Genomic DNA, 23,574 nt, shown 5'->3' on the forward strand with positions numbered 1-23,574 from the left:
GCAATAAAAGCTGGAATGCATTATGGAAAAGCACCATTCCATTATTTTCCTGATTAAAAATAGGACCATCGCCTTGATGATTTTATTTTTAATGAAAATAACCCGCACCCTGCGCGTTCGTGCTTTGGCATGGTACGCCGGGGGAAAAATTAACTATCAGCACTCTAAATCACTACTCAATCTCGCCAGCGCCATAAATCGTCTTTCGATCAGGTTACTGCGTTTTGTTACTACACCCGCCCTTAAGAGGGGGAATAAATGATGTCCGGAACTACTCTGTTAATTAACCTGGCTGGCGCCATTGCCCTGCTACTCTGGGGCAGCCATATGATTTCCACCGCGTTACAGCGCGGCTTCGGCACGCCGCTGCGCAACTGGATGGGCCGCCACCTGACCAACCGCTGGACCGCCCTGCTCTCGGGGGTCGGCATTACCGGCATCCTGCAAAGCAGCACCGCGGTCAGCATGATGGCAACCTCGTTTACCGCCGCAGGAACCCTTAGCCTCGCCCCGGCGCTGGCGGTCATGCTCGGCGCGAACATCGGCTCCACGCTGGTGGTACAGCTGATGAGCTTTAATACCGAAATCGCCATTCCGCTGCTGATCCTGGCCGGTTTTGTGGTGTTTAAACTGCGCGATCACTCGAATTTCGAGAGCGTGGGATGCGCGCTGATTGGCCTCGGGCTGATGCTGCTCGCCCTGCATATGCTCGGCAGCACGCTGGGAGAAATTGAAACCACGCCGGTGTTCCACGCCGTAATGCAGGGGCTGGAGGGCGACGTGCTTATCGCGCTGCTGGTTGCCTTAATGCTGACCCTGATTTGCCACTCCAGCGTGGCGATTATTCTGCTGATCGCCTCCCTTGCCGGAACCGGTGCAATATCGCCTGCGACCGCCATGGTCCTGGTGCTGGGTGCAAATATAGGCGGTGCGCTGCCGCCGGTACTGAATGCCGGTTCCGCCGTGGCTCGCCGCCTGCCGATGGGTAACCTGATAGTACGCCTGTCCGGCTGCGCGCTGGCTTTGATTCTGCTGCCGCTGCTGACGGATATAGCTGCGAAAATGGCCCTGAGCACGCCGCAGTTAGTTGTTTGGTTCCATACCGCTTTTAGCGCGGTACTGGCGCTGCTGTTTATCGGCCTGACCGCGCCAATGGCGCGCATGCTGGAGCGTATTTTCCCCGAGGAAGAGCGCGTTGGCGACCCCGGTATGCCGATGTATCTGGACGAGGCCGGGCTGGAGGTGGCCTATATCGGACTCTCTAATTCGGTACGTGAATCGCTGCGGGCGGCGGACATGCTGACCATCATGCTTGACCGCCTGCTGGTGCTGTTTGTCACCCAGGAGAAACAGGCCGCCGATGAAATTCGCCACCTTGACCAGTCGGTTGATCTGCTGAGCGCGGCGGTGCGCGCCTATCTCGCGGACATCGGCCAGGACGGGCTAAACGATGCAGACGCCGACCGCTCGCAAGAAATCCTGATGTTTATCATCAACTTTGAGCATGCCGGAGACATTATTTCCAGCAACCTGACCCAGCTGGCTACGCGCCGGGCGCGACGCGGCGAGCTGTTTAATGATTTTGAGCTGAACAACATCCGCCTGCTGCACGCCGAGATCCTTACCAGCCTGCGGCTGGGGATTGCCGCCTTCATGGGGGAAGATTTGTCCGCCGCGCACCAGCTGGTGCAGCGCAAAGAGACTATTCGCCAGCTCGAAGCCTCTGCCAGCCGCGAGCATTTTAAAAATCTGCGCGACGACAAAAATACCTGGGCTGAATCCGGCGATATTTTCCAGCGCGTGCTGCGTGATTACCGCCGGGTACATCACCACATCGCCGCCGTGGCCTACCCGGTAATTGACCGCCTGGGCGACAAAGAACCGCTGTTTATTGACCCTCCGGCGGAAGTGTAAAAAAACAATAACCGCCGTGCGCGGAAGAACGTTTTTTCAGGGAAAGCAACTTTAAGGTACAGACCAGTGAGAGTATTAATCTGCTCGGGTCGGTTTTATGCCGACACCAATACCGTGACCCGCGTACTGGAGCTTTACGCCAGCACGCAGGGCATCAACGTTTTAATCCACGGCGGCCATCAGGCGCTGGGGGGAATAATCGAGACCTGGGCGCGCGGAACCGATATCCACGTCATCCGCTATCCGGCAAACTGGGCACTGCACGGGAAATATGCCGAAGTGCGCCGTAACCTGTTTATGCTCCAGGACAGCCGCCCCGACGTACTGCTGGCTTTCCCCGGAGGGGAAGATACCGCGGAATGCATAAGAATGGCGCAAAAAGCCGGAATCAGAGTGATTGAGATTTAGTCCCTACAGGAAAACGGCGCTGCTTATCGATCGGCACCGTTTTCCACCGTTGCTCAGGATACAATCGATCCCCCCGCCCAATCGAAAACAATAAAAACATAAAACTACAAAAAACACCAGATTCATAATAAAACTCCAGAAATGAAAGCCGGATAAGTGTAAAATCGCTATGAAATGAGGTTTATCCCTTTTCGTTGAGCCGGTATTTACTCTGTAAGAGGATGATCATTGGGATAAAGAATAATAAACCCTCGTTTTTAGATCATTTTATCTACAGCAAATTAATTTTTTCATAACCGGGTTTGCTGATTCGTTAATTAAGTTTGGGTTGCTTGATGGCCGTTTCCTCACCGAAACGGCGGATCCAGCCCTGGGGTAGCATCGGATGTCCGGGTTCAAAACACGTTTATTTTTTCTGAAAAGAATCAGCGAGCGCCTGCTATTTCTGTGCAGCATAATACTGCCGGGTTTACTGGCTATACTGATAGTTACCGGCATGTTGAAGCTCCCGGTGAAGGCGACAAATGACCTGAATCCTCCGGCTTCCCTGCTTGTTTACACTTGGGAAGCACAGGCCAGCTCGCATTTATCTGCGGCAAAGATTCGCCATACCACCGACGCCGGAACCCGAAAGGATATTTTGCTGATGGTCTGGAACGTTAAGCCCTGCCTGCTGGCCGGTAAAATATCCGTCTCGGCCATGCCCAATCAGGCGATGAAATGGGTACAAAGAGGGCTGAGGGAAACCTTGCGCGTAGCTTTACTTCCCTCTCCTGCTGCCCGCTGCTTGCGCCCTGACGCAGAATCACGGTCTGGCTTCAATAAACAAAGTATCGCCGCAGATAGCAGACCCTATGGGCAAATACATGAGCATTCCGTCATAGAGAGCAATCAGGATGAGGCGCAAATTCAGCCCACCGGAGCCAGCGCCGGGCATCTTTCCTCGCCGAACAAAATTGACACCCGGCATGCGGTCTGAGGGCCGACATACGGCCCCCCTTTGTTTTTCGGCAAAGGGTTGTTAGCATTAAAGCTAAACATAGATCCACAGCGGAATGCAGCGCGCTTTCTCTGAATCAAAAATGGACGAGAAATGAAAACGTATTTCCCCTCCTGGCTACAGCGAACCTTTATCCTGCTCTTGTGGGGCGGGGTATATTATCTCTCGGGACTGATATCGCTTAAATTTGACGATCCAAATTCTGCCATTGCTATCGTCTGGTTTCCTTCCGGCGTTGCCGTAGCGGCTTTTTTGTCCGCCCGCTGGCGCGACTATCCTGTGCTTATTCTTATTTTCGCATTAATGAGCGTGTTGCTTGATGTGGCATGGCAGAGCGTTCCCATATTTGTCACCACGCTGGGGTATTCGCTGCTGGCGATGCCTGCTAACGTGCTCATCGCCTGGATTGTTCGACGCTTCTCGCGCGCTAATGACGACCTGCATGTCATCCTTCTGTGGATATGCTCCACCTTTATTGTCAGCCTGTTAGATGCGCTGCTGGTCGGCGGAGGTTACGCCTTTATCACCGACCAGCCGATGACAAAAACCATCTGGAACGGGTTCGTTGCCGATGTCACGGGGATCTTCTTCGCCACGACCGTGGTGATGGGCTTCGTGAATAAACGTGGGCCCGCGGCTTCCGCCTCCTGGCCCACCCGCCTGGCCGGTCTTGCGCTGCTGCTGTTGCTCTGCGCGGCAACGGCATTTATTTTCGACTACAAGGGGACCTGGCTCAGAACCGAAGCCGCCGCGCTCTATTTCGCTCTCTCCTGCTTGCCGATTGTGCTGACCATGATGCTTTCTCTGGTATGGGGTAACCGCGGCGGGTCCATCGGACTGGTGGCGTTGGGGGCAATCGTTATCCACTTTACCGACCAGCATCAGGGGCCTTTCTTTCTCCATGGCCTCAGCTTCACGGAGTCACTGCTGCTGGCGCTGAGCTATCTCTCAGCCGCGGCTTTGCTTATCGTGTTTGTGCGTGTGGTAAGACGTTCAACTAACCGTTTCAACCCGGACACCGGCAGGCTAGCCGGGAACGGCGTGCTTTATCGACTGGAGCCTGCCACGGGCGTATTTAACTGGGAGAACGATCTCTCTTCCCTGCTGGGTTCAGCCTCCCCGGATGAGTTCAACACCGTGGAGCGAGTGCTCCGGCATGTGCACCCTTCAGATCGGGAAAAACTTCGGCAACACTGGTTTACCCCGGCTAAGGCCAGGCACAGCGCGCTGATATTCCGTATAAAAACGAATAACGACGAGTGGCTGACGCTGGTTGACAGCGGCGGCGTTGCCATGTCCAACGGCGGCTCGCGGATTATTGTCGGAAACTGGCAGACCAGTCATTACGATCTGGCTATCTAAACACGGATGTGATGACTTTTAAGGAGCGGAAAGCTTGTGATTCAGATTGCCCTGTTATTGTTCGGCGTTGATTTTATGCGCTCCCGGGTTAAATACCTGATCCTGCTGGGTGGGCTCTGGGGCCTGCTCGGGCTGGCTATATTTCTTGATGGCCTGGACGGCGTGACCTATTTCCCTCTGCGTTTTTTTGGCCTGCTATTACTGATGGAAAGCCTGGTCACATTGAGCATTGCCTCCGGCGGCGTTGGGGCGCAAAAGGCCGTGCTTTACTTTAAAGGCGGGGTCTTCTGTTTCGTCTCGCTGCTTATCATATCGAATCAATCTTATAGCAACTTGCTGCTGGCAATCGTATTCGGCTTTGCCTACTTCGTGATTGGCCTGTTTGTGATTTTCTCCGCGTGGATTGTTCGTTTCCCGCACTGGAAGAGTACGCTGGTCACCGGCATGGCGCAGATCGTGTTCGCCATTTTCATGTTCAGCCCCTGGCCGACTCACTACAAAGCCACCGTCTCCTTCTTCCTGGGAACGCTAATGATCTTCAGCGGCATCCATACCGTACGGCTTGCGCTTCGTGTGGCACGTCTGAAAGAAGGCACCTCTGTATTTGAGCTTTTGGTGCCCGCGGGAATGAACTTTGAAGTGAAGAAAGGTGCTGAAACAAAAGCTAAGCCGGTAGACTCGTCTGGCGCCGATTTTAGCCAACCATTAACGGTGCATATCTGGACCCCGGAAGGCACGGCCAGCGCTTCGACCATCCCCCGGCCGGTGATCAATCGCTATATCGCCGCCGTGGATACCGAAGGTGTGATTTCAACCGGCCATGCCGCGCTGGAGGTCCCGCCGGGTATCTACATCAGTCTTTATCCGGCAGAGGACATCGACCGCTCACCGTCTGAGTTTTTAAATACCCTCAAGGCAACACGCGATAACGACGTTCCGGGCACGTTCCAGCCGGACTATGCCACGGAGGCAGCTGAGTGGTGCCATTCAGATCGCAAAATCTACTTCCACCAGTACAACGGCAAAGCCTTACAGCGCTTCTGGAGCGCCTACAAGCTCACCAAAACCTATAATCTGACCTATCGCAATTGCTCAAGCAGCGTTGCCTATGCGCTGGAGGCCTCGCTGGATGGCGTGCTGTCCAGGCGCAGTAAAAGCTGGCTATCCATACTCAGAACACTCGCAATGCCCGAACTTTGGATAGCCGCTCAGGTTCGTAAACGCGCCGTGTCTATGGCCTGGACGCCGGGGCTGGTGATGGATTACGCCAGAGCGCTGCGCAGCATCGTTCATCCCGTGCCGGAACCATGGTATCAGCGCGTGTCCTACAAATGGCGCGAAGACAAAAAGGCGGAGAAGTAGCCGCCCTGAAAGTGCCTGTTAATGGGTAACGGACTTCGAAAACAGCTGAATAATCATAATCCCTACGGCAATGAACAGCATGCCTGCCAGGGCCGGGAGATCGAGTTTCTGCTTATAAAACAGGAATGACATCACGGAAACCAGGAAGATCCCCATGCCCGCCCATATGGCGTAAGCGATGCCGATATTCATGGTTTTGACAACCTGCGACAGGCCGTAAAATGAGACGGCATAGCCCACCACCACCACGATGCTGGGTACTAATCGACTGAAACCGTCAGAGGCTTTCATCATGGTGGTAGCCAGCGTTTCTGCGCAGATAGAAATAGCGAGAATAATCCAGGTATTAGGCATTGTTTTTCCTTGAGTTGAAAATCCTGGTTGAATTATAGAACTTAACCCAGGCCAAAATATCAACAAGAAGAAAATGAAAGGCAGATTAAAATAAATGCGATGTTCACGGCAGCAATGCTCCGCGAATGAAGAGGTTACAAGATCTGGTTCACAGAATGAACTAAGGGTGGGTAAACAACTACCCTGCTGCACAAGCCAGGTGATAAGTTGTGCGGCGAAGAATGGCGGAGAGAGGGGGATTTGAACCCCCGGTAGAGTTGCCCCTACTCTAGTTTTCGAGACTAGTCCGTTCAGCCGCTCCGGCATCTCTCCGTTCTGGTGGTTGCCATAATGCCAGGTTATGCGGCATTTTAACAGCCTGCGTTCTTTCGTTTCTGTTCAAACGATGACTTTGCGAGCAAGTAACATGATTAAGTGGCCCTGGAAAGCAAGTGATTCAACCGCTGCCCCGGCTTTGCCGTGGGAGCAGGCGTTAGCCATTCCCGTGCTGGCGCCACTCAGTGAAACCGAGCAGCAAAAACTTATTACCCTTGCCGAGCGTTTTTTACAGCAAAAACGGCTGGTGCCGGTGCAGGGTTTTGAACTGGATGAGCTAAAGTCCGCCCGTATTGCGCTGCTATTTTGCCTGCCGGTTTTAGAGCTGGGTATCGAGTGGCTGGACGGCTTTCATGAAGTGCTGCTCTACCCCGCGCCGTTTATCGTCGATGACGAATGGCAGGACGATTTTGGCCTGGTTCACAGCCAGCGCGTGGTGCAGTCCGGGCAGAGCTGGCAGCAGGGTCCGGTGGTGCTTAACTGGCTGGACGTGCAGGACTCTTTCGACGCCTCCGGTTTTAACCTGATAGTCCACGAAGTCGCCCACAAGCTGGACGCCCGCAACGGCGACCGCGCCAGCGGCGTACCGCTGATTGCCCTGCGCGACGTTGCAGGCTGGGAGCATGACCTCCATGCGGCGATGGACAGCATCCAGGATGAAATCGATATGGTGGGTGAAAACGCCGCCAGCATTGATGCCTATGCGGCCACCGATCCGGCGGAATGTTTTGCGGTGCTCTCCGAATATTTCTTCAGCGCCCCGCAGCTTTTCACGCCTCGCTTCGCCTCACTTTACCAACGTTTTTGCCAGTTCTACGGACAAGACCCGCTGCAACGGCTGGTTGATCGGGAAAACACCCCAGGAGTGGCCGGAAACACGGTGCATTAAATCAACAACACGGCGCAAAATTAATCATACGAATTAATACGTTACTTTTACTGTTGACAGTTTTTATGGCTAACGATAACATGCGCCCCGTTGAAACAATTCCTCTGTAGTTCAGTCGGTAGAACGGCGGACTGTTAATCCGTATGTCACTGGTTCGAGTCCAGTCAGAGGAGCCATATTCGAGAGCCCGCTTAAGGAAACTTAAGCGGGCTTTTTGCTGTTTTGCATTTCAGTTGCGGGCCAAATCATTAAACCGTATTTTGAGAGCGATGCTCCCTGCTGGCTTCTTATTGCTTTAAATGATGAGGAAATATGGATTCGTTATTTGTCTACGGTACGCTGCGCCCCGGTCATTCCAATGCTCACATTATGGAGAACATCGGCGGTGAGTGGCTGCCGGGCTATGTGACCGGTACCTTTTATGAGAGAGGCTGGGGAGCTGCCGCTGACTTCCCCGGCATTGTGCTGGATAAAGATGGCCCTCAGGTTCAGGGCTACCTGTTCTTATCCAGCAATCTCCATGCGCACTGGCCAATGCTGGACGAGTTTGAAGATGGCTACGACCGCGTTAAGGTCGAGGTCACAACCCTCGAAGGCCAGAAGGTTACCGCCTGGATTTACCAGCTACAGCCGCGCTAAAAAAAGCCCACCATGTCCGCCACGGCAGGCTTTGGAATATTCGGACATTAGCTTTAGCTGAAATCGACTTTTAGCTTCGCTTAACGCCAGCCCAATTCAGGCGCGATGTATTTGAGAATAGATTCAATAACGTGCGCGTTATAATCCACGCCCAGCTGGTTCGGGACGGTTAACAGCAGGGTATCGGCTTCGGCGATGGCTTCGTCCTGCGCCAGCTGTTTGATCAGCAGCTCCGGCTCGGCGGCGTAGCTGCGCCCGAAGATAGCTCGGGTTTGCTGGTCGATATAGCCGACCTGGTCACCCTCTTTGCCGCTGCCGCCAAAGTAACTGCGGTCCCGCTGGTCCATCAGGGCGAAGATGCTGCGACTGACAGAAACTCTCGGCTCGCGGGTATGCCCCGCCGCTTTCCATGCTTCGCGGTAGGCGCGGATCTGCTTAGCCTGCTGGATGTGGAACGGCTCGCCGGTTTCATCGTTTTTCAGCGTCGAACTTTGCAGATGCATGCCCAGCTGCGCCGCCCACACGGCGGTGGCGTTAGAGCTTGCACCCCACCAGATACGCTCCCGCAATCCCGCGGAATAGGGTTCCGGGCGCAGCAGGCCGGGCGGATTTGGGAACATCGGCTGCGGGTTAGGCTCCGCGAAGCCTTCCCCCTTCAGCGCTTCAAGAAAGACTTCGGTATGGCGGCGAGCCATATCGGCTTCGGTTTCGCCTTCGGCAGGAACATAGCCGAAGTAGCGCCAGCCGTCGATCACCTGCTCGGGCGAGCCGCGGCTGATGCCGAGCTGTAAACGGCTGCCGGAAATCAAGTCTGCCGCTCCGGCATCTTCCGCCATATAGAGTGGGTTTTCGTAGCGCATGTCGATAACGCCGGTGCCAATTTCTATACGTTTAGTTTTTGCACCAATGGCCGCCAGCAGGGGAAACGGGGAGCTAAGCTGCCGGGCGAAGTGGTGAACGCGGAAATAAGCGCCGTCCGCGCCCAGCTCTTCGGCGGCAACGGCAAGATCGATGGACTGCAACAGCGCGTCGGCCGCTGAACGGATGCCGGACTGGGGAGAAGGCGACCAGTGGCCGAACGACAGAAAACCAATTTTTTTCATCGGGGACTATCCTCAGACTCGAAATCACAGGCTTACAGTGACAAAAATTGCGCCTCCTGCGCCAGCGAAATCTCCGTAAACCGCACTAAACGAAACAGTTACGCCAGCCGCCAGGCTCCCCGACGGCGATTGTAATCAAAAAGTAAATATCGTATAACAGGCACCTCCGAGGGGTGTCCTGTTATGGGCTGAGATGGCGTAAGCCGAACCCTTTGAACCTGATCTGGGTCATGCCAGCGAAGGGACGGTCGGCCATAGCGCTTAGCCTATGGCCTGTTCTCACCCCCAGCGTGCCCGGATCTCCACTTATTCAGGAGGTCCAATGTTCACCCCACTTTTCGAAAAGGGTCTTTACGGACGGTTACGCCAGCAGGCTGGTAGCCACTGGCAGGACTACGTTGCTCACCCGTTTATCCAGCAATTAGCCGTCGGCACACTGCCCGAAGCCGCGTTTCGCCGCTATCTGACCCAGGATTATCTATTCCTGATCCACTTTGCCCGTGCCTATGCCTTGCTGGTCAGCAAACTCCGCACCCTGCCGGAAATGCGCACCGCCACCGCGTCGCTCAATGCCATCGTTGCCGAACTACCGCTGCACATCGCCTATTGCACCCGCTGGGGCTTAAGCGAAGAGCAAATTGTTGCCCAGCAGGAAGCGCCGGAAACCATAAACTACACCCGCTACGTACTGGACATAGGCCACTCCGGCGACACGCTCGATCTGCTGGCAGCCCTGATGCCCTGCGTGGCAGGTTACGCTGAAATTGGTCTGAACCTGCTGCACAGTCCTGCCACGGTGATGGAAGGCAATCCTTATGCTTCGTGGATACGCAATTACGGTGACGAAGGTTATCTGGCCGGAGTGCAGGCCTCTATCAACCTGCTGGAAACCGTCGGCCACCAGCGCGGTGCCGAAAGCCGCTTACCTGAACTGGCGGAGATTTTCACCACCGCCACCCGGCTGGAGTCGGCCTTTTGGCAGATGGGGCTAAACGCCTCATGACCGGCAAGCTAACCCCACCCGGCATTCAGGTGCAGGATCTCAGCCTGCACTTTGGTAAGCAGGTCATTTTCGAGAAGCTGAACTTCGATATTGCAGGCGGCAGTTTTGTTGCCCTGCTCGGGGCCAGCGGCGCGGGAAAAACCAGCCTGCTGAAGATAATCGCCGGGCTTGCGCAGGCTGACGCCGGGAGCGTTACCGGCAGCGATGGGCAGCCCATTGCCGGACGAATGGCCTGGATGGGGCAAAAAGACCTGCTTTATCCGTGGCTGACTATCGAAGAAAACGTGGCGCTTGGCTCACGCCTGCGGGGTGAAACGGTTGACCGGCAATGGGCGGCTCATCTGCTTGAGCGGGTAGGTTTGAGCGGTCACGCTCGCGCCTTACCGGCAGAGCTCTCTGGCGGTATGCGCCAGCGTGCCGCCATCGCACGGACGCTATATGAACGTCGGCCCATCGTGCTGATGGACGAGCCGTTTTCTGCACTGGACGCCATCACCCGCACCGCAATTCAGGATCTGGCCGCCGAGCTGCTGGCGGAGAATACCGTGCTGTTGATAACCCACGACCCGATGGAAGCCTGCCGCCTCAGCCACCGTATCCTGGTGCTGTCGCGCTGGCCTGCGGGTATCGACGATACGCACGTTGTTGCCGGGCAACCTCCGCGTGCGCCGGACGATCCCGACCTGCTGAGAAGCCAGGCCGGGCTGCTGCAACAGCTGATGAGGGCCGCGCAATGACCGGGGAGAAAGAACACGCCCTGGATCGCCTGCGCCGGGGTCTGACGGTATTTGTCGGCCTGGTGGTGCTTTGGTGGCTGGCCACTCTGGGCGATATTCCTGCTTTTCTGCTGCCCTCTCCCACTGCCGTAGCGCAGGCGTTGTGGAATGGCCGGGATTATCTTGCCTGGCACACGCTGGTTACCGCATCTGAAATTATCAGCGGCCTGCTGCTCGGCATACTGCTGGGGGCGCTGCTGGCGCTGGGGATGATTTTCTCGCCCCGCCTGCAACGCTGGCTGATGCCGCTGGTGCTCACCAGCCAGGCGATCCCGGTGTTTGCCCTCGCGCCGCTCCTGGTGCTGTGGTTTGGTTTCGGGATGAGCGCCAAGGTGGCGATGGCGGTGTTGGTTATCTTTTTCCCGGTGGTTTCGGCCTTTTTTGACGGAATGCGCCGGGTCAACGGCGACTATCTCGATCTCGCCCAAACCATGGGCGCTTCACGCCGGGCGCAGTTAAGGCATGTCCGGCTGATGGCGGCGCTGCCCGCATTCGGTTCCGGCCTGCGCATGGCTGCCGCCGTTGCGCCAATCGGCGCGATTATCGGGGAATGGGTCGGCTCGGCCGAGGGGCTGGGTTACGTGATGCTGAACGCCAACGCGCGCATGCAGGCCGACGTTTGCTTTGCCGCGCTGTTTATTCTGGTGCTGATGACCGTCCTGCTTTGGCTGGCGGTGGATGCGCTGCTGAGGCACCTGATTACCTGGGTGCCGGAAAACGAATGATGTCTCTATTTATTAAGGGAACAAAATGCTGAAGAAAACCGCCTTCGGGCTGCTGCTCGGCGCGACGATGGCCGCTCAGGCTGGCGCTGCTGAAAAACTGACTCTGGTGCTCGACTGGTACATTAATCCGGATCACGCGCCAATCCTGGTCGCCGAGCAGATCGGGGCTTTTAAAGAACAAGGATTAGACTTCAAAATTGTCCCGCCTTCCGACCCGGCTCTGCCGCCTCGCCTTGTCGCCGCCGGGCAGGCGGATTTAGCTATTACCTACCAGCCGCAGCTGCATTTCTTTGCCGACCAGGGTCTGCCGCTGGTTCGCGTTGGCACGCTTATCAACACCCCCCTGAACACGGTGATGACCCTGGATAAAAGCATCACTTCCCCGGCGGGCCTGAAAGGCAAAAAAATTGGCTATTCGGTTAGCGGCATCGAACAGGCCACGCTTGCGACTATGGCCGCCCATGAGCATATTTCGCCTGACGATATGAAGTTAATTAACGTGAACTTCCAGCTGACCGGCGCCCTGCTGGCGGGCCAGGTGGATGCGGTAATTGGCGGCTATCGTAATATTGAGGCGCAGGAGCTAAAACTTCAGGGCAAGGATCCGGTCGTGTTCAACGTTGAAGACTACGGCGTACCGGCCTACGACGAGCTGATTATCGTTGCCAACCGTAAAACGACGGCAGAGCCGAAGATAAAGAAATTCCTCGCCGCGCTGAAGAAAGGCAATGAGTATCTTCAGGCACACCCGCAGGAAACCTGGCTGGCATTCGCCAAAAAACATCCTGAGCTAAACACCCCGCTGAATAAACTGGCCTGGCAGGCCAGCCTTCCGCTGTTTGCCGCAGACCCGGCAAAGCTCGATCGCGCACGTTATCAGGCCTACGAGCAGTTCCTGTTTGATAATAAGCTGATTAAGAAAATCACGCCGGTGGACGATTACGCTCTGGAACTGCATTAAACCTGACAAACCCGGCTGCCTTCAGGTTTGGCAGCCGGGCCGGGTAAGGCTTCTGCTATTCAAACCACGCATCAACTGGATCGTAGTATTTCGCCCAGGCTTGCGAACCTTCCGCCATTTCGGTATCGGTGAGCAAAGCATATTCCAGCTTCTCGCGCAGGCCAGCTTCATCCATATCAATGCCAATAAAAACGATTTCCTGGCGCGCATCGCCGATGCCGTCCTTCCAGTTGTTCATGATGTGCCGGAGGCTTTCAGGATCCTGCGGCCACTGTTCGCGGGGAATACTTGCCCACCACATCCCCGCCAGCCCCTGGCGCATCACGCCGCCAGCGTGGGACCACGACCCGGCATACTGCGGGCGGCTCGCCAGCCAGAAGAAACCTTTAGAGCGAAGAACGCCTTTTAACCCAGCATCGGCAACCATCTGGAAACGCGCCGGATGGAAGGGGCGACGAGCGCGAAAAACAAAATTGCGGATACCGTACTCTTCCGTTTCAGGAGTATGTTCGCCACGTAGCTCTTTTAGCCAGCCCGGAGCCTGTGCGGCGGCGTCAAAGTCAAACAGTCCGGTATTCAGAACCTGGTCAAGGCTCACCTGACTAAACGCCGAAGTGATGATTTTGGCCCTCGGGTTGAGGGAATGCAGCACGGACATCAGCCGCTTTTTCTCTTCTTCGCCAATAAGATCCGTTTTATTGAGGATCAGCACGTCACAAAATTCAATTTGGTCGATAAGCAGGTCAACCACCGTGCGTTCGTCGTCTTCCCCCATCGATTCCCCGCGCGACTGAATGCTCTCATAAGATTCATAATCACGAAGGAAGTTAAAACCGTCCACCACCGTTACCATGGTATCGAGCAGCGCGATATCAGACAGGCTTTCGCCTTTGTCATCCACAAAGGTAAACGTCTCTGCGACCGGCAGAGGTTCGGAAATCCCGGTTGACTCAATTACCAGGTTATCAAAGCGCCCTTCCCTGGCAAGCTGGCTAATTTCCACCAGCAGGTCTTCGCGCAGCGTGCAGCAAATGCAGCCGTTGCTCATCTCAACCAGTTTCTCATCGGTGCGCGTCAGGCTTGAGCCACCTTCGCGCACCAGCGCAGCGTCGATATTCACTTCGGACATATCGTTGACAATCACCGCGACGCGTCGCCCTTCCCGGTTATTTAAAATATGGTTCAGTAGCGTGGTTTTCCCGGCGCCCAAAAACCCGGACAGCACGGTAACGGGCAGCTTTTTCGCCCCTTTATTCGCCTGTGTTAACGATGACATTGCAACTCCTTACTGACTTCATAGCCATTATTGATATGTTATAACATAACAATAATGAGTTGTATTGTCATGCCGGAGGCTAAAAAAACGGGCTGGAGAAATGAAAAAAGCCAGCGGATGCTGGCTTAACGGAAGTGACGAGGAGATTACCGCAGGCGGAAAACGCGAACCAGGTCGCGCAGTTGCTGAGCCTGATCGTTGAGCGACGCGGCGGCGGCAACGGACTCTTCCACCAGCGCGGAGTTCTGCTGCGTGGTGGAGTCAATCATGCCGATGGCGCTGTTGATTTGCGAAATACCGTCGGTTTGCTCCTGGCTCGCTTGCTTGATTTCGCCGAGGATACTGTCCATTTCCTGCACGTTGCTGATCATCCCGGCAATCTGGGCGTTTGCCTTCTCAACCAGCCCCATGCCATCGCGGGTTTGAGTGGTGGAGTTTTCAATCAGGCTTCTGATCTCGCTCGCAGAAGAGGCACTTTTCTGCGCCAGCTGGCGAACTTCACCGGCAACCACTGCAAAACCACGCCCATGTTCTCCCGCGCGAGCCGCTTCAACCGCCGCATTCAGGGCCAGAATATTGGTCTGGAAGGCGATGGAGTCGATAAGATTGATAATGTCCGACATACGGTTAGACGTTTCGTTAATCACGCGCATTTTGCTGGTGACCTGGGACATCATCTGGCCATTGTTTTTCACCACAGATGCCGCTTCGGAAGAGAGTTTGGTCGCTTCGTTGGTGTGATCGTAGGTGTTTTTAACCGTCGCGGTTATCTGCTCCATTGAAGCCGCCGTTTGCTCAACCGAGCTGGCCTGCTCTTCGGTTCGCGCCGCCAGATCCTGGTTACCGGCAACAATTTGCGCCGCCGCCGAGGAGATGGTTTCTGACCCCTGCTGAACCTGATGGACAATCTCTTGCAGGCGCACTTTCATGCTCATCAGCGCCTGCAGCAGTTCTCCGGTTTCATCTTTATGGGTTACGGTAATGCTGCGCGTCAGGTCGCCTTCGGCAATCGCCTCGGCAAATTCGACCGCCTGCACCAGAGGGCGGGTAATAGAGCGGACAATGAAGACGCCAATCACCGTACCCAGCGCGATGCTGAGCAGCGTCAGCAGGATCATAATCAGGCGGTTGGAACGGTAATCTTTATCCACACGCTGCCCGGCGGCGTCCATTTTCTGGTTCTGAATAGCGATCAGTTCCTGAACTTTAGCCTTGTATTTCTCCTGTACCTGAATCGTGGTTCCCATCATCTCCTGTAATGCAGCCGGGCGATTGTTTTGCTGCACGGCCTGCAAAATACGGAAGCGGGAGTCCAGGTATTCTTTACGAATGGCGGCCAATTCCTGCAACGCTTTCTGCGAAGCCGCGTCGGTACTTGATTTGCTCAGGTCAGCAAGCAGAGCGGTAATGTGCGCACTTAGCTCACCCAGATGCTTTTCTGACTTCTCACGGAACGTACCGGCATCGTCCAGCAGCATCAATTGCTGGGTGTTAACGAATTCCTGAAAGCTATCAACCAGGTCATTCGCTTTAACCGTGGTGGGGTAATCGCTATTAACAATCGTCTGAATACCGGTATTTGCCCGGTTCAGGCTTAACAAAGAAAGTACCGAACTGAAGACCATCAATAAAATAAAAAAGGCAATCGCCAGCGTTAATTTGCTGCGAATTTTCACATCATGTAGTGACATTTTTTCTCCCTGGGAAGCATATTTTTATGAATGTGCAAAATCCCCTGCGGCCGAAACCACAGAGATGAAATAAACACAAAGGGATGGAATCACCTCGTACAGGCTTATCGGATACATTCAGATTAACTTTATGAATTTGATCGGTTTTTTCGCATGGCCTGGCCACATGGATAGCCCTGGACTATTAATGGCTTAATGATTGATCGATAATTTGCGATAGGGATTATTTTTAAATCATATTTCGCAGAGGGAAGAATTTTTCGCACACTAAATTTTCAAATACAGCAAGAGCACAGTGTATATAAACGCACTGTGCTGCTGCTTTATTTAATTACTTAATATTTCATTAACAATGACTGGAAATACCACAGCGGGGAAAGGGAATTACTAAATCTGATAATCAATCGCAGGTTCTTCCGGCTCCAGCGCCAGGCGTTTGATCTCATCCACCGACAGCTCGGGATTACACAGCTCGATAAAGCGCCAGACATAATTGCGCTGAAGCTGGCCGCGCCGGATACCCAGCCAGACGGTGTTGGCGTCAAACAGGTGGCGGGTATCAAGCCTTACCAGACTACTCCCCTCTTCGCCGCTGGCCTGGTCGGCAACAAGCCCGATGCCTAAGCCAAGTTCAACATAGGTTTTCACCACGTCGGAGTCCTGTGCGCTCAGCACCACGTCCGCCGTCAACCCGCGTCGGGTAAAAGCCTCATCAATACGTGAACGCCCGGTAATTCCCTGCCTGTAGGTAATTAGCGGCCAGCGGCTGATGTCGTCCAGCGTCAGCGGGCTGGCATGAATCAGCGGGTGGCCCTGCGGAACCAGCAGGCTGTGATACCAGCGGAACCACGGGTAGGCGACCACCAGCGGATCTGTACTCAGGCGTTCGCTGGCAATGCCAATGTCCGCCGCGCCGCTGTGCAGCAGAGATTCAATTTCCTGGGGCGTTCCCTGAATCAGTTCAAGGCGAACTTCGGGGAATAATGCGCGGAAGGCTTTGATAACAACCGGCAGGCTATAGCGCGCCTGGGTATGGGTGGTGGCAATGGTCAGTACGCCACTGGTGTCGTTAGTAAATAAATCGGCCAGCCGTCGCACGTTGCTGGCTTCATTTAATATGCGCTCGGCAATCACCAGCAGCGCCTTACCCGGTTCGGTCATACCTAATAACCGTTTGCCACGACGGATGAAAATTTCAATCCCAAGCTCTTCTTCCAGCTCGCGTATATGGCGGCTGACGCCCGACTGAGAAGTGAAAAGCATATTGGCGACTTCGGTGAGATTGTAGTCCCGTCGCGCCGCCTCGCGGATTATTTTAAGTTGCTGGAAATTCACATCGCCCCCGGGATCGTAACTGTTCTTTACACCATTGTTAAAGTCACAGCCCCGGCGGGACAAATAATAAAAACCAGCAACCTATTCCATTTAGTAATAAGCAGGCTTAGCCCACCAACATCAGCTCGCGATTTTCCAGCGCCGGACGGGTCACCAGAGACATAAGAATATCTTTTACCGCCTGGGCCTGCGGCGACAGCGGCAGACGAGCAGAAAGGTTGAGGGAGAGCGGCAAATTAAGCGACGGACTGGTAATACGCGCCATCCAGCCGCCGGAGGAATCAGCCAGCGAACGAGCAGCAGACTCTGGCAGCACGGTGACGCCCATTCCGCTGGCGATAGCCGCCGTTAAGGTCGAAATAGACTCAATTTCGCCGATAATTTTTGCCGTCAGGCGGCGCAGGGAGAAAGCCTCGTCCACGCGCTTGCGCACCGCGCTATAGTCACGCGGCAGGAACAGGTTCATCGCCGCTACGTCGGATAAATCAACCGTGGTTCCGGGGCAATCGCGAGTGCCGACCAGGAACAAATCTTCTTTCAACAGCGGCTGGCTAATCAGCCCCGCCGTCGGCGTGCGATCGTAGAGAACAGCCATATCGAGCTGGCCGCTCAGTAATTTATCATTCAGCTGCGAGCCGCTATTCTCGTGGAGATAAACCTGCACGTCCGGCAGCTCGGCGCGAACCGCCTGTAACAGCGGCATAGTAATTGAGGAAGCCGCCATCCCAGGCGCGAGGCCGATAGCAACCTGCCCGTTTATCGTCTGGCCGACGTTATTCACCGCCAATTGGGCCTGTTCGCACTGGCGCAGAATAGTGCGCGCGTGGGCATAAAGAATTTTGCCTGCTTCGGTCGGCGTGACGCCGCGCTTGGTGCGGATCAACAGTTGTTGGTCCAGCTCCCCTTCGAGCGTGGCAACCTGCTGGCTCAAAGCCGGCTGTGCGATGTGCAGTACTTCTGCGGCCTGGGTCAGGCTGCCAATATCAACAATTTTCACGAAGTACTTCAGTCGTCTTAAATTCATTTTGCCCCCTATTACGGAATGCCAGTGCCAGTCATGGCAGTGATGTCGTAATGGGTTTTGCAATATGCTTGCCACATTTCTCGTTTATGGCACAAACGCGTTAACAGGCTGGATAATAAGAGAAACTAATAAAGACTTCGGGGATGATTAATGAAACTGGGGTTTTGCTTATGCCCCATAAGAGGTATGAATGCACCACGAAGGTGCATTCTGAGACTGAAAACAGCGTGCCGGATAGGTTCCGACACGCCCGGTCACACTCCGGCCCACCACAGGCGCAGTTTCATGCCCCAGTAACTGGTCCAGCCGCTGGTGCTGGAGACCACTTTACCCTTATCTACCACCACCAGCGTTGGCGTTACGCCAATCTGCCAGCTTCGGGAAATAGCGCCGTCCGCGTCGTTAACCACCGGGAAGCTCGCGCCTTTACGCGCCAGCCAGCGGGCAACTTCGCTTTCATTCCCGGAACGAAGCGCAATCGTCATGACGTTGTTCCCTTCAGCTTGCAGCTTTGCCACATCCGGCGTAGTAAAGCGGCAAACCGCGCACCAGCTGGCCCAAAAATAGACCAGCAGCGGGCGTTCAGCACTAAGCGCCCCCAGCGTGACGGTCTGCCCGTCGAGAGTGTGCAGCGGCGTGCTGTCAAAAGCCGGCGGCGAGTGCGGCGCTCGCCACCAGTCCATCGCCAGCATCACGGCGGCCAGCAGCATCAGCAAAATCAATCCTTCGCGCAGCCAGCGCCTCAGCTTACTGACCATTGGCCGCCGCCAGTTTTTCTTTTACTACTGCCTCAAGCGTTTCCCACGGCACCGCGCCGGGGATCATCTCATCGCCAATAATGGTGGCGGGCGTTCCCTGAACCCCAACAATCCGGGCCAGTTGGAGGTTAGTACTCAGCGTTTCCATGCTTTTTTCATCCGGCGTAACCGGCGTTGCGCCGCTCTTCTCAACCGCAGCGGCGATGCTTGCGGCATCGTGGTAGCCTTTTTTCTGCATCAGTTTTTCATGCAGAGCCAGGAACTGGTCAGGATGCTGCCGCCAGGTGGTCAACACGGTACGCGCGGAGAGCACCGAACTTTCTCCTTTAAACGGCAGCGGTTTCACAATCACCGCAACCTGCGGATACTTCTGGACGATTTTTTCCAGCATCGGGTCCAGCTGCTTGCAGTAAGGACAGTTGTAATCGGTGAAGTTGACCAGGGTTAAAACCGGCTTTTTCGCCCCAAAGCTCGGGCTGGCCGGATCGTTAAACAGCGCCTGCTCAATCAGCACCTCCAGCTGTTTTTGCTGCTCGGCGGAAAACGGCGCGGCCGGCTCTTTAGCGGCCATAGTCAGCCCGGAGAACAGCGCGAAAAACAGAATGAAGAGATATTTCATGGTTTAGATCCTTTGGCATCGTCCAGGGTGCTCAGCACCGAATCGCGAGACAGCAGCGTCGGCAGCACTTTGCCTTCCGGCAGCCCCGGGCCATAAATTTGGTTGAAAGGCACGGCAACCTGGCCGCGGCTTCTTAAGAAATCGGTAATTTTCGGGGAAGGCAGCGTCCAGTCGCCGCGCAGGGCAACCACGTCCGGGGCCTGCAATGCGGCCTGCACATCTTCTTTATTCAGCACGTTGTATTTATTGGCCTTGCAGGTGATACACCAGTCGGCCGTGACGTCGATAAATACCCGCTTGTGTTGGGCAAGCGCGTCCTGAATAGCCTGCTCGCTGAGCGGCTGCCAGGCGATGTTCTCCTGCGCAGGCTTGCCGGAGGAAATGCCAAAATGCACCAGCAGCAGGCTCGCCAGCCAGATAGCGGAGCCGAGCATCAGCAGGCCGAGGATCCGGCGCAGCCAGTTCATCCATTTGCCCGGACGAGGCAAGCGCATGGCAAGCCCGGGGCGCAGAGCTATCAGTAGCCACGGCAGGCTCATACCCAGCCCTAAGGCCAGGAACAGCCCCCACAGCACCGGATAAGAAGCGGTCAGCGCCACGGCAACTGCCGTCCCCAGGAACGGAGCGCTGCAAGGCGTAGCGAGCAGCGTGGCAAATGCGCCCTGCCAGAAATGCCCCGCCATGCCGCTGCCGCCCTGCGTTGCCAGGCGGGTGTTCATATTCGAAGAAAGACGGAACTCAAACAGGCCAAACAGACTGGCGCTGAACACCAGCATCACTACCGCCATAAACCCGATGAACCACGGGTTCTGGAACTGAATACCCCAGCCCAATGCCTGATTCGTCAGGCGCAGGACCGTCATCAGCAGCGCCAGCACCATAAAGGAGGCGAGAATACCCGCCACGGAGGCAAGAAACTGGCGGCGAACCAGGCCGCGGTCTTTTTCCTGCACCAGCAGGATCGAGCCGAGCTTCATGCCCAGCACCGGCAGCACGCAGGGCATGAGGTTAAGGATAAGCCCGCCGACCAGCGCCATCAGCACGACCTGCCAAAGCGGAATGCCGCTGTTGCCTCCTGCGCCAGCAGAAGCGGAGCCGATAGTCAGCGTACTTTGCTGGGCAATACCGCCGTCTTCCAGCACCAGGGTAAGCGCTTTACCCCGCAGGTCCGGCGTGCCTTCGCCCCAGCTGTCGCTAACCGGCACCGTCGCCTGAAGGCTATCGCCTTCGATACGGAACTGCGGTTTGCCGAGGTCCGCGTCTTCCGGCGGGTCGAGATAAAGACCGGGCTTATTCCAGCCCCCCGCACGCACGGCATCCACTACCAGCTCGCCCTGGCGATAGCCCACTTTCAGAGAGTCCGTCAGCCCGCTGGCAACCGGCACCTGCCCCATTGCCTGGGCGAAGTCATGGTCAAACTGAGCGTCCTGATGCGTAGGCGTTACGCTGAAGTGATAATCGGTCAGCAGGCAGACGTTGCTACAGGTGGATAGCGTCAGCACGCCGCTTATAGCCTCCGGCGCGGTGCCTTTGATAACCATCGGGAGGGTGACCTGGTTGTGGTAGCCCTGGGTCGTTATCCCGGCAACATCAAAGCGCGCCGGCGTTGGCCAGAACCACTCCACCTTTGGCATTTCTCCCTGCCAGGCAATAGACGGCGCAACGCCGCCCTCGCCCGGCGAGCGCCAGTAGGTTTTCCAGCCTTTCTCCAGCTTCACGTCCAGCAGCAGGCGAGTTTCGTTATTAGGTGCGGTATCCGCGCGCAGCCTGACGCTGGCGTGATCGTTGTCCGGCGAAGTCAGCCAGCCGGTTTCCGCCGCCCAGGATACGGGCAGCCAAAGCAATAGCAAGCTGAGCAGCGCCAGCCTGAAGCGAGTAAACATGTTTTTTCTCCGTAAATGATTAACTAACTGTCGGTAACAGCCGGTTTTTCATTCACGGAATACGCAGAAGCGTAGATGCACCCTGAGGGTGGGAGATGAAGTGGCTCTGGGGGTCAAGAACGGCATGCGCGTGGAGCGCACCGGTGCCAGCAGAGAAAGCAGCAGGCAAAGCGCAAGCAGCGCGCCTTCAAACAGTACCGGCGGCACGCTCAGCAACGACTTGGCGCTGAGTTCACAAGGGGTCACCGGGGCGGCGTCTTCAGCCTGCGGGTTATCCTGCTGGGCAACCAGGGTAGTAGCGGCGGCTTCCATTTGCAGCGCGTGCATACCCGCCATGCGCTGCGCGGTACACACCAGTACCACTACACATGCCAGGCAGAGAAACCAAATCCCTATACGCTGCTGTTTGACCATTACGCCCTCACTGTTTAACCCGGCTTATCTTAACCGCTGGCGAAATATTGGCAATCTTTGCCCTGTAAAGTTATGTCTGAGCGCGATTTATCGCCCGGTTTGCTTGTTTTATCGGCAAACGATTCAAAAGGCGCATTGCAGGCTTTGACAAGCCTGACCTGCCTCGCTAATATTCGCCCCGTTCACACGATTCCTCTGTAGTTCAGTCGGTAGAACGGCGGACTGTTAATCCGTATGTCACTGGTTCGAGTCCAGTCAGAGGAGCCATATCTTAGTTCTCATGCATGTTTGCGAATCTTTATGTGTTTTAGATTCAATAATTTGGCGTGAAAACTCTTCCCGATGCATTTTCAGTTATCCCTCCGCATCGGGAAACATTGGTGGTCTGATCTGGGGTCATTTCAGTTCGATTATGGAGTGACCACCCTATGTCTCTCAACGACACGAAAATCCGCAGTCTCAAATCTTCAGATAAACCTTTTAAAGTCTCCGATTCTCACGGTTTGTACCTCTTAATCAATCCCAGCGGTTCACGTCTTTGGTATCTCAAATACCGTCTTAATGGTAAAGAATCCCGGCTTGCTTTAGGCCCCTATCCTATCGTCTCATTAGCTCAGGCACGCCAGCAGCAGGAAGAGATCCGTAAACAACTTACACAAAATATCAATCCTGCCCGGCAACGCATGGTTGATAAAACACGGCTCTTACCGGAACAATCCTTTAAGGCAATAGCCCTGGCCTGGCACAAGAACAACCGAAGCTGGTCAGAAAATCATGCAACACGCCTGCTCGCCAGTATGAATAACCACATCTTCCCGATAATTGGGCACCTGCCGGTTACAGAACTAAAAAGCCATCATCTTATTCATTTATTGAAGGATATTGAGAAGAAAGGTTTGCTGGAAGTTGCGTCACGAACCCGACAGCAGCTGTGCAGCATTATTCGCTATGCCGTACACCAGGAACTGATTGATAATAATCCGGCAGCAAATCTAAGAGGAGTAACAACGCCTCCCGTCCAACGACACTACCCTGCCCTTCCGCTGGAACGTTTGCCTGAACTTCTGAAGCATATTGGTGGCTATCGGCAAGGGAGAGTGTTAACCCGGCTGGCACTGTCGCTTACCCTGCATCTTTTTATTCGCTCCAGCGAGTTAAGATTCGCACGCTGGACTGAATTTGATTTCAGGCACAACATCTGGACAATCCCTGCCACACGTCAAACCATCCCTGGCGTCCGTTATTCAGGACGAGGCACAAAAATGCGTACAACGCATATTGTACCGTTATCCCAACAAGCTATTGATATTCTAAAACAGATAATGAAAATCTCTGGTCATCTGGAACTGGTATTTCCCGGCGACCATAATTCGCTCAAGCCAATGTGTGAGAACGCTGTCAACAAGGCGCTAAGGTTGATGGGTTTCGATACGAAAAATGAAATCTGCGGTCATGGTTTCCGGGCAATGGCCTGTAGTGCGCTAATGGAGTCCGGCCTGTGGCCTCAGAATGTTGTCGAGTGTCAGATGAGCCACCAGGAACGCAACAGTGTACGCGCAGCTTATACCCATAAGGCAGAGTACCTGGATGCCCGGAGAAACATGATGCAATGGTGGTCAGATTATCTGGATATAAACCAGGAAGAATATATTGCACCTTATATTTATGCACATTCCTATGAAAACATTAGAACAACCTGATCGTTAACAATGTGAAAAGAACAGTTCCTTTATCGGGGCTGTTCTTGAGCATATAGAAAATAT

23 protein-coding genes, 3 tRNA genes and 1 riboswitch are annotated in these 23,574 nt (G+C 55.0%); of the genes, 15 read left to right on the forward strand and 11 right to left on the reverse strand.

Annotation, left to right across the window (positions count from 1 at the left end; translation table 11 throughout):
- Nucleotides 1–22 precede the first annotated feature (22 nt).
- The 6 genes from HMPREF0201_RS12655 to HMPREF0201_RS12680 all read left to right on the forward strand — a co-directional run bounded on the left by HMPREF0201_RS12655 (nt 23) and on the right by HMPREF0201_RS12680 (nt 6,046).
- Nucleotides 23–262, forward strand: a complete 240-nt coding sequence (locus HMPREF0201_RS12655; protein ID WP_016537088.1) for a hypothetical protein — start codon at nt 23–25, stop codon at nt 260–262.
- On the forward strand, nt 262–1,914 hold the full coding sequence (locus tag HMPREF0201_RS12660) for a Na/Pi cotransporter family protein (RefSeq protein WP_039899349.1): 1,653 nt from the start codon (nt 262–264) through the stop codon (nt 1,912–1,914). Before HMPREF0201_RS12655 ends, HMPREF0201_RS12660 begins: the two co-directional genes overlap by 1 nt.
- 66 nt (nt 1,915–1,980) lie before the next feature.
- Nucleotides 1,981–2,322, forward strand: a complete 342-nt coding sequence (locus HMPREF0201_RS12665) for a DUF2493 domain-containing protein (RefSeq protein ID WP_039898378.1) — start codon at nt 1,981–1,983, stop codon at nt 2,320–2,322.
- A 496-nt stretch (nt 2,323–2,818) separates the two neighbouring features.
- Nucleotides 2,819–3,301, forward strand: coding sequence for a hypothetical protein (locus HMPREF0201_RS12670; RefSeq protein WP_244878513.1), 483 nt, complete (start codon nt 2,819–2,821; stop codon nt 3,299–3,301).
- A 114-nt stretch (nt 3,302–3,415) separates the two neighbouring features.
- Entirely contained in the window at nt 3,416–4,684 is a 1,269-nt protein-coding gene (locus HMPREF0201_RS12675) for an MASE1 domain-containing protein (RefSeq protein ID WP_016537093.1), read from the forward strand.
- A gap of 36 nt (nt 4,685–4,720) precedes the next feature.
- Nucleotides 4,721–6,046 carry an HdeD family acid-resistance protein gene (locus HMPREF0201_RS12680; RefSeq protein ID WP_016537094.1) on the forward strand — a complete coding sequence of 442 codons (1,326 nt, stop codon included), beginning with the start codon at nt 4,721–4,723 and terminating at the stop codon, nt 6,044–6,046.
- A gap of 18 nt (nt 6,047–6,064) precedes the next feature.
- On the opposite strand, the gene HMPREF0201_RS12685 is transcribed toward HMPREF0201_RS12680, so the two are convergent.
- Nucleotides 6,065–6,400, reverse strand: coding sequence for a DMT family transporter (locus tag HMPREF0201_RS12685; protein WP_016537095.1), 336 nt, complete (start codon nt 6,398–6,400; stop codon nt 6,065–6,067).
- A 222-nt stretch (nt 6,401–6,622) separates the two neighbouring features.
- Nucleotides 6,623–6,712, reverse strand: a tRNA-Ser gene (locus tag HMPREF0201_RS12690).
- Between the two features lie 94 nt (nt 6,713–6,806).
- On the opposite strand from HMPREF0201_RS12690, the gene mtfA reads away from it, so the two are divergent.
- From mtfA to HMPREF0201_RS12705, 3 genes are all read left to right on the forward strand, one after another.
- The gene (gene mtfA / locus HMPREF0201_RS12695) at nt 6,807–7,604 is read left to right on the forward strand and encodes a DgsA anti-repressor MtfA (RefSeq protein ID WP_016537096.1); all 798 of its coding nucleotides are present in this window, start codon (nt 6,807–6,809) and stop codon (nt 7,602–7,604) included.
- 100 nt (nt 7,605–7,704) lie between these two features.
- Nucleotides 7,705–7,780: transfer RNA gene (locus HMPREF0201_RS12700), tRNA-Asn, on the forward strand.
- 136 nt (nt 7,781–7,916) lie between these two features.
- Nucleotides 7,917–8,243 (forward strand): gamma-glutamylcyclotransferase family protein, encoded by a 327-nt coding sequence (locus HMPREF0201_RS12705; protein ID WP_016537097.1) that lies wholly within the window; start codon nt 7,917–7,919, stop codon nt 8,241–8,243.
- An 80-nt stretch (nt 8,244–8,323) separates the two neighbouring features.
- Here HMPREF0201_RS12705 and HMPREF0201_RS12710 read toward each other — a convergent pair whose 3' ends face one another.
- The gene (locus tag HMPREF0201_RS12710) at nt 8,324–9,346 is read right to left on the reverse strand and encodes an LLM class flavin-dependent oxidoreductase (protein WP_016537098.1); all 1,023 of its coding nucleotides are present in this window, start codon (nt 9,344–9,346) and stop codon (nt 8,324–8,326) included.
- Between the two features lie 159 nt (nt 9,347–9,505).
- Nucleotides 9,506–9,608, forward strand: a riboswitch (TPP riboswitch).
- A 60-nt stretch (nt 9,609–9,668) separates the two neighbouring features.
- Between HMPREF0201_RS12710 and tenA the strand changes: the two genes are divergently transcribed.
- The 4 genes from tenA to HMPREF0201_RS12730 are packed head-to-tail and all read left to right on the forward strand — an operon-like array spanning nt 9,669 to nt 12,811.
- Entirely contained in the window at nt 9,669–10,349 is a 681-nt protein-coding gene (tenA, locus tag HMPREF0201_RS12715; RefSeq protein WP_016537099.1) for a thiaminase II, read from the forward strand.
- Complete coding sequence (locus tag HMPREF0201_RS12720; protein WP_016537100.1) at nt 10,346–11,086, forward strand: ABC transporter ATP-binding protein; 741 nt, start codon at nt 10,346–10,348, stop codon at nt 11,084–11,086. The genes tenA and HMPREF0201_RS12720 overlap by 4 nt, the downstream gene beginning before the upstream one ends.
- Nucleotides 11,083–11,850 (forward strand): ABC transporter permease, encoded by a 768-nt coding sequence (locus HMPREF0201_RS12725; RefSeq protein WP_016537101.1) that lies wholly within the window; start codon nt 11,083–11,085, stop codon nt 11,848–11,850. Before HMPREF0201_RS12720 ends, HMPREF0201_RS12725 begins: the two co-directional genes overlap by 4 nt.
- Before the next feature lie 25 nt (nt 11,851–11,875).
- Nucleotides 11,876–12,811: an ABC transporter substrate-binding protein gene (locus tag HMPREF0201_RS12730; RefSeq protein WP_016537102.1), complete on the forward strand. Its 936-nt coding sequence runs from the start codon at nt 11,876–11,878 to the stop codon at nt 12,809–12,811.
- 55 nt (nt 12,812–12,866) lie between these two features.
- On the opposite strand, the gene zigA is transcribed toward HMPREF0201_RS12730, so the two are convergent.
- From zigA to HMPREF0201_RS12770, 8 genes are all read right to left on the reverse strand, one after another.
- The gene (zigA, locus tag HMPREF0201_RS12735) at nt 12,867–14,087 is read right to left on the reverse strand and encodes a zinc metallochaperone GTPase ZigA (RefSeq protein WP_016537103.1); all 1,221 of its coding nucleotides are present in this window, start codon (nt 14,085–14,087) and stop codon (nt 12,867–12,869) included.
- A gap of 146 nt (nt 14,088–14,233) precedes the next feature.
- Entirely contained in the window at nt 14,234–15,778 is a 1,545-nt protein-coding gene (locus HMPREF0201_RS12740) for a methyl-accepting chemotaxis protein (protein ID WP_016537104.1), read from the reverse strand.
- 387 nt (nt 15,779–16,165) lie between these two features.
- Nucleotides 16,166–17,113: an HTH-type transcriptional regulator Cbl gene (gene cbl, locus HMPREF0201_RS12745; protein WP_039898381.1), complete on the reverse strand. Its 948-nt coding sequence runs from the start codon at nt 17,111–17,113 to the stop codon at nt 16,166–16,168.
- 106 nt (nt 17,114–17,219) lie between these two features.
- Nucleotides 17,220–18,137, reverse strand: a complete 918-nt coding sequence (gene nac, locus HMPREF0201_RS12750) for a nitrogen assimilation transcriptional regulator NAC (RefSeq protein WP_016537106.1) — start codon at nt 18,135–18,137, stop codon at nt 17,220–17,222.
- 254 nt (nt 18,138–18,391) lie between these two features.
- A complete protein-coding gene (locus HMPREF0201_RS12755) occupies nt 18,392–18,895 on the reverse strand; it encodes a protein disulfide oxidoreductase (RefSeq protein ID WP_016537107.1) in 504 nt (167 codons plus the stop codon).
- Nucleotides 18,885–19,514 carry a DsbA family protein gene (locus tag HMPREF0201_RS12760; protein WP_016537108.1) on the reverse strand — a complete coding sequence of 210 codons (630 nt, stop codon included), beginning with the start codon at nt 19,512–19,514 and terminating at the stop codon, nt 18,885–18,887. Before HMPREF0201_RS12760 ends, HMPREF0201_RS12755 begins: the two co-directional genes overlap by 11 nt.
- Entirely contained in the window at nt 19,511–21,397 is a 1,887-nt protein-coding gene (locus HMPREF0201_RS12765) for a protein-disulfide reductase DsbD family protein (protein WP_016537109.1), read from the reverse strand. The genes HMPREF0201_RS12760 and HMPREF0201_RS12765 overlap by 4 nt, the downstream gene beginning before the upstream one ends.
- 48 nt (nt 21,398–21,445) lie before the next feature.
- Nucleotides 21,446–21,811, reverse strand: coding sequence for a hypothetical protein (locus tag HMPREF0201_RS12770; RefSeq protein WP_016537110.1), 366 nt, complete (start codon nt 21,809–21,811; stop codon nt 21,446–21,448).
- A gap of 191 nt (nt 21,812–22,002) precedes the next feature.
- Here HMPREF0201_RS12770 and HMPREF0201_RS12775 point away from each other — a divergent pair.
- Both HMPREF0201_RS12775 and HMPREF0201_RS12780 read left to right on the forward strand, forming a co-directional pair.
- A tRNA-Asn gene (locus HMPREF0201_RS12775) sits at nt 22,003–22,078 on the forward strand.
- A gap of 161 nt (nt 22,079–22,239) precedes the next feature.
- A complete protein-coding gene (locus tag HMPREF0201_RS12780) occupies nt 22,240–23,511 on the forward strand; it encodes a tyrosine-type recombinase/integrase (RefSeq protein WP_016537112.1) in 1,272 nt (423 codons plus the stop codon).
- The last annotated feature ends 63 nt before the right edge of the window (nt 23,512–23,574 follow it).

This window comes from Cedecea davisae DSM 4568, assembly GCF_000412335.2.
GTDB classification, from domain to species: Bacteria; Pseudomonadota; Gammaproteobacteria; order Enterobacterales; family Enterobacteriaceae; genus Cedecea; species Cedecea davisae.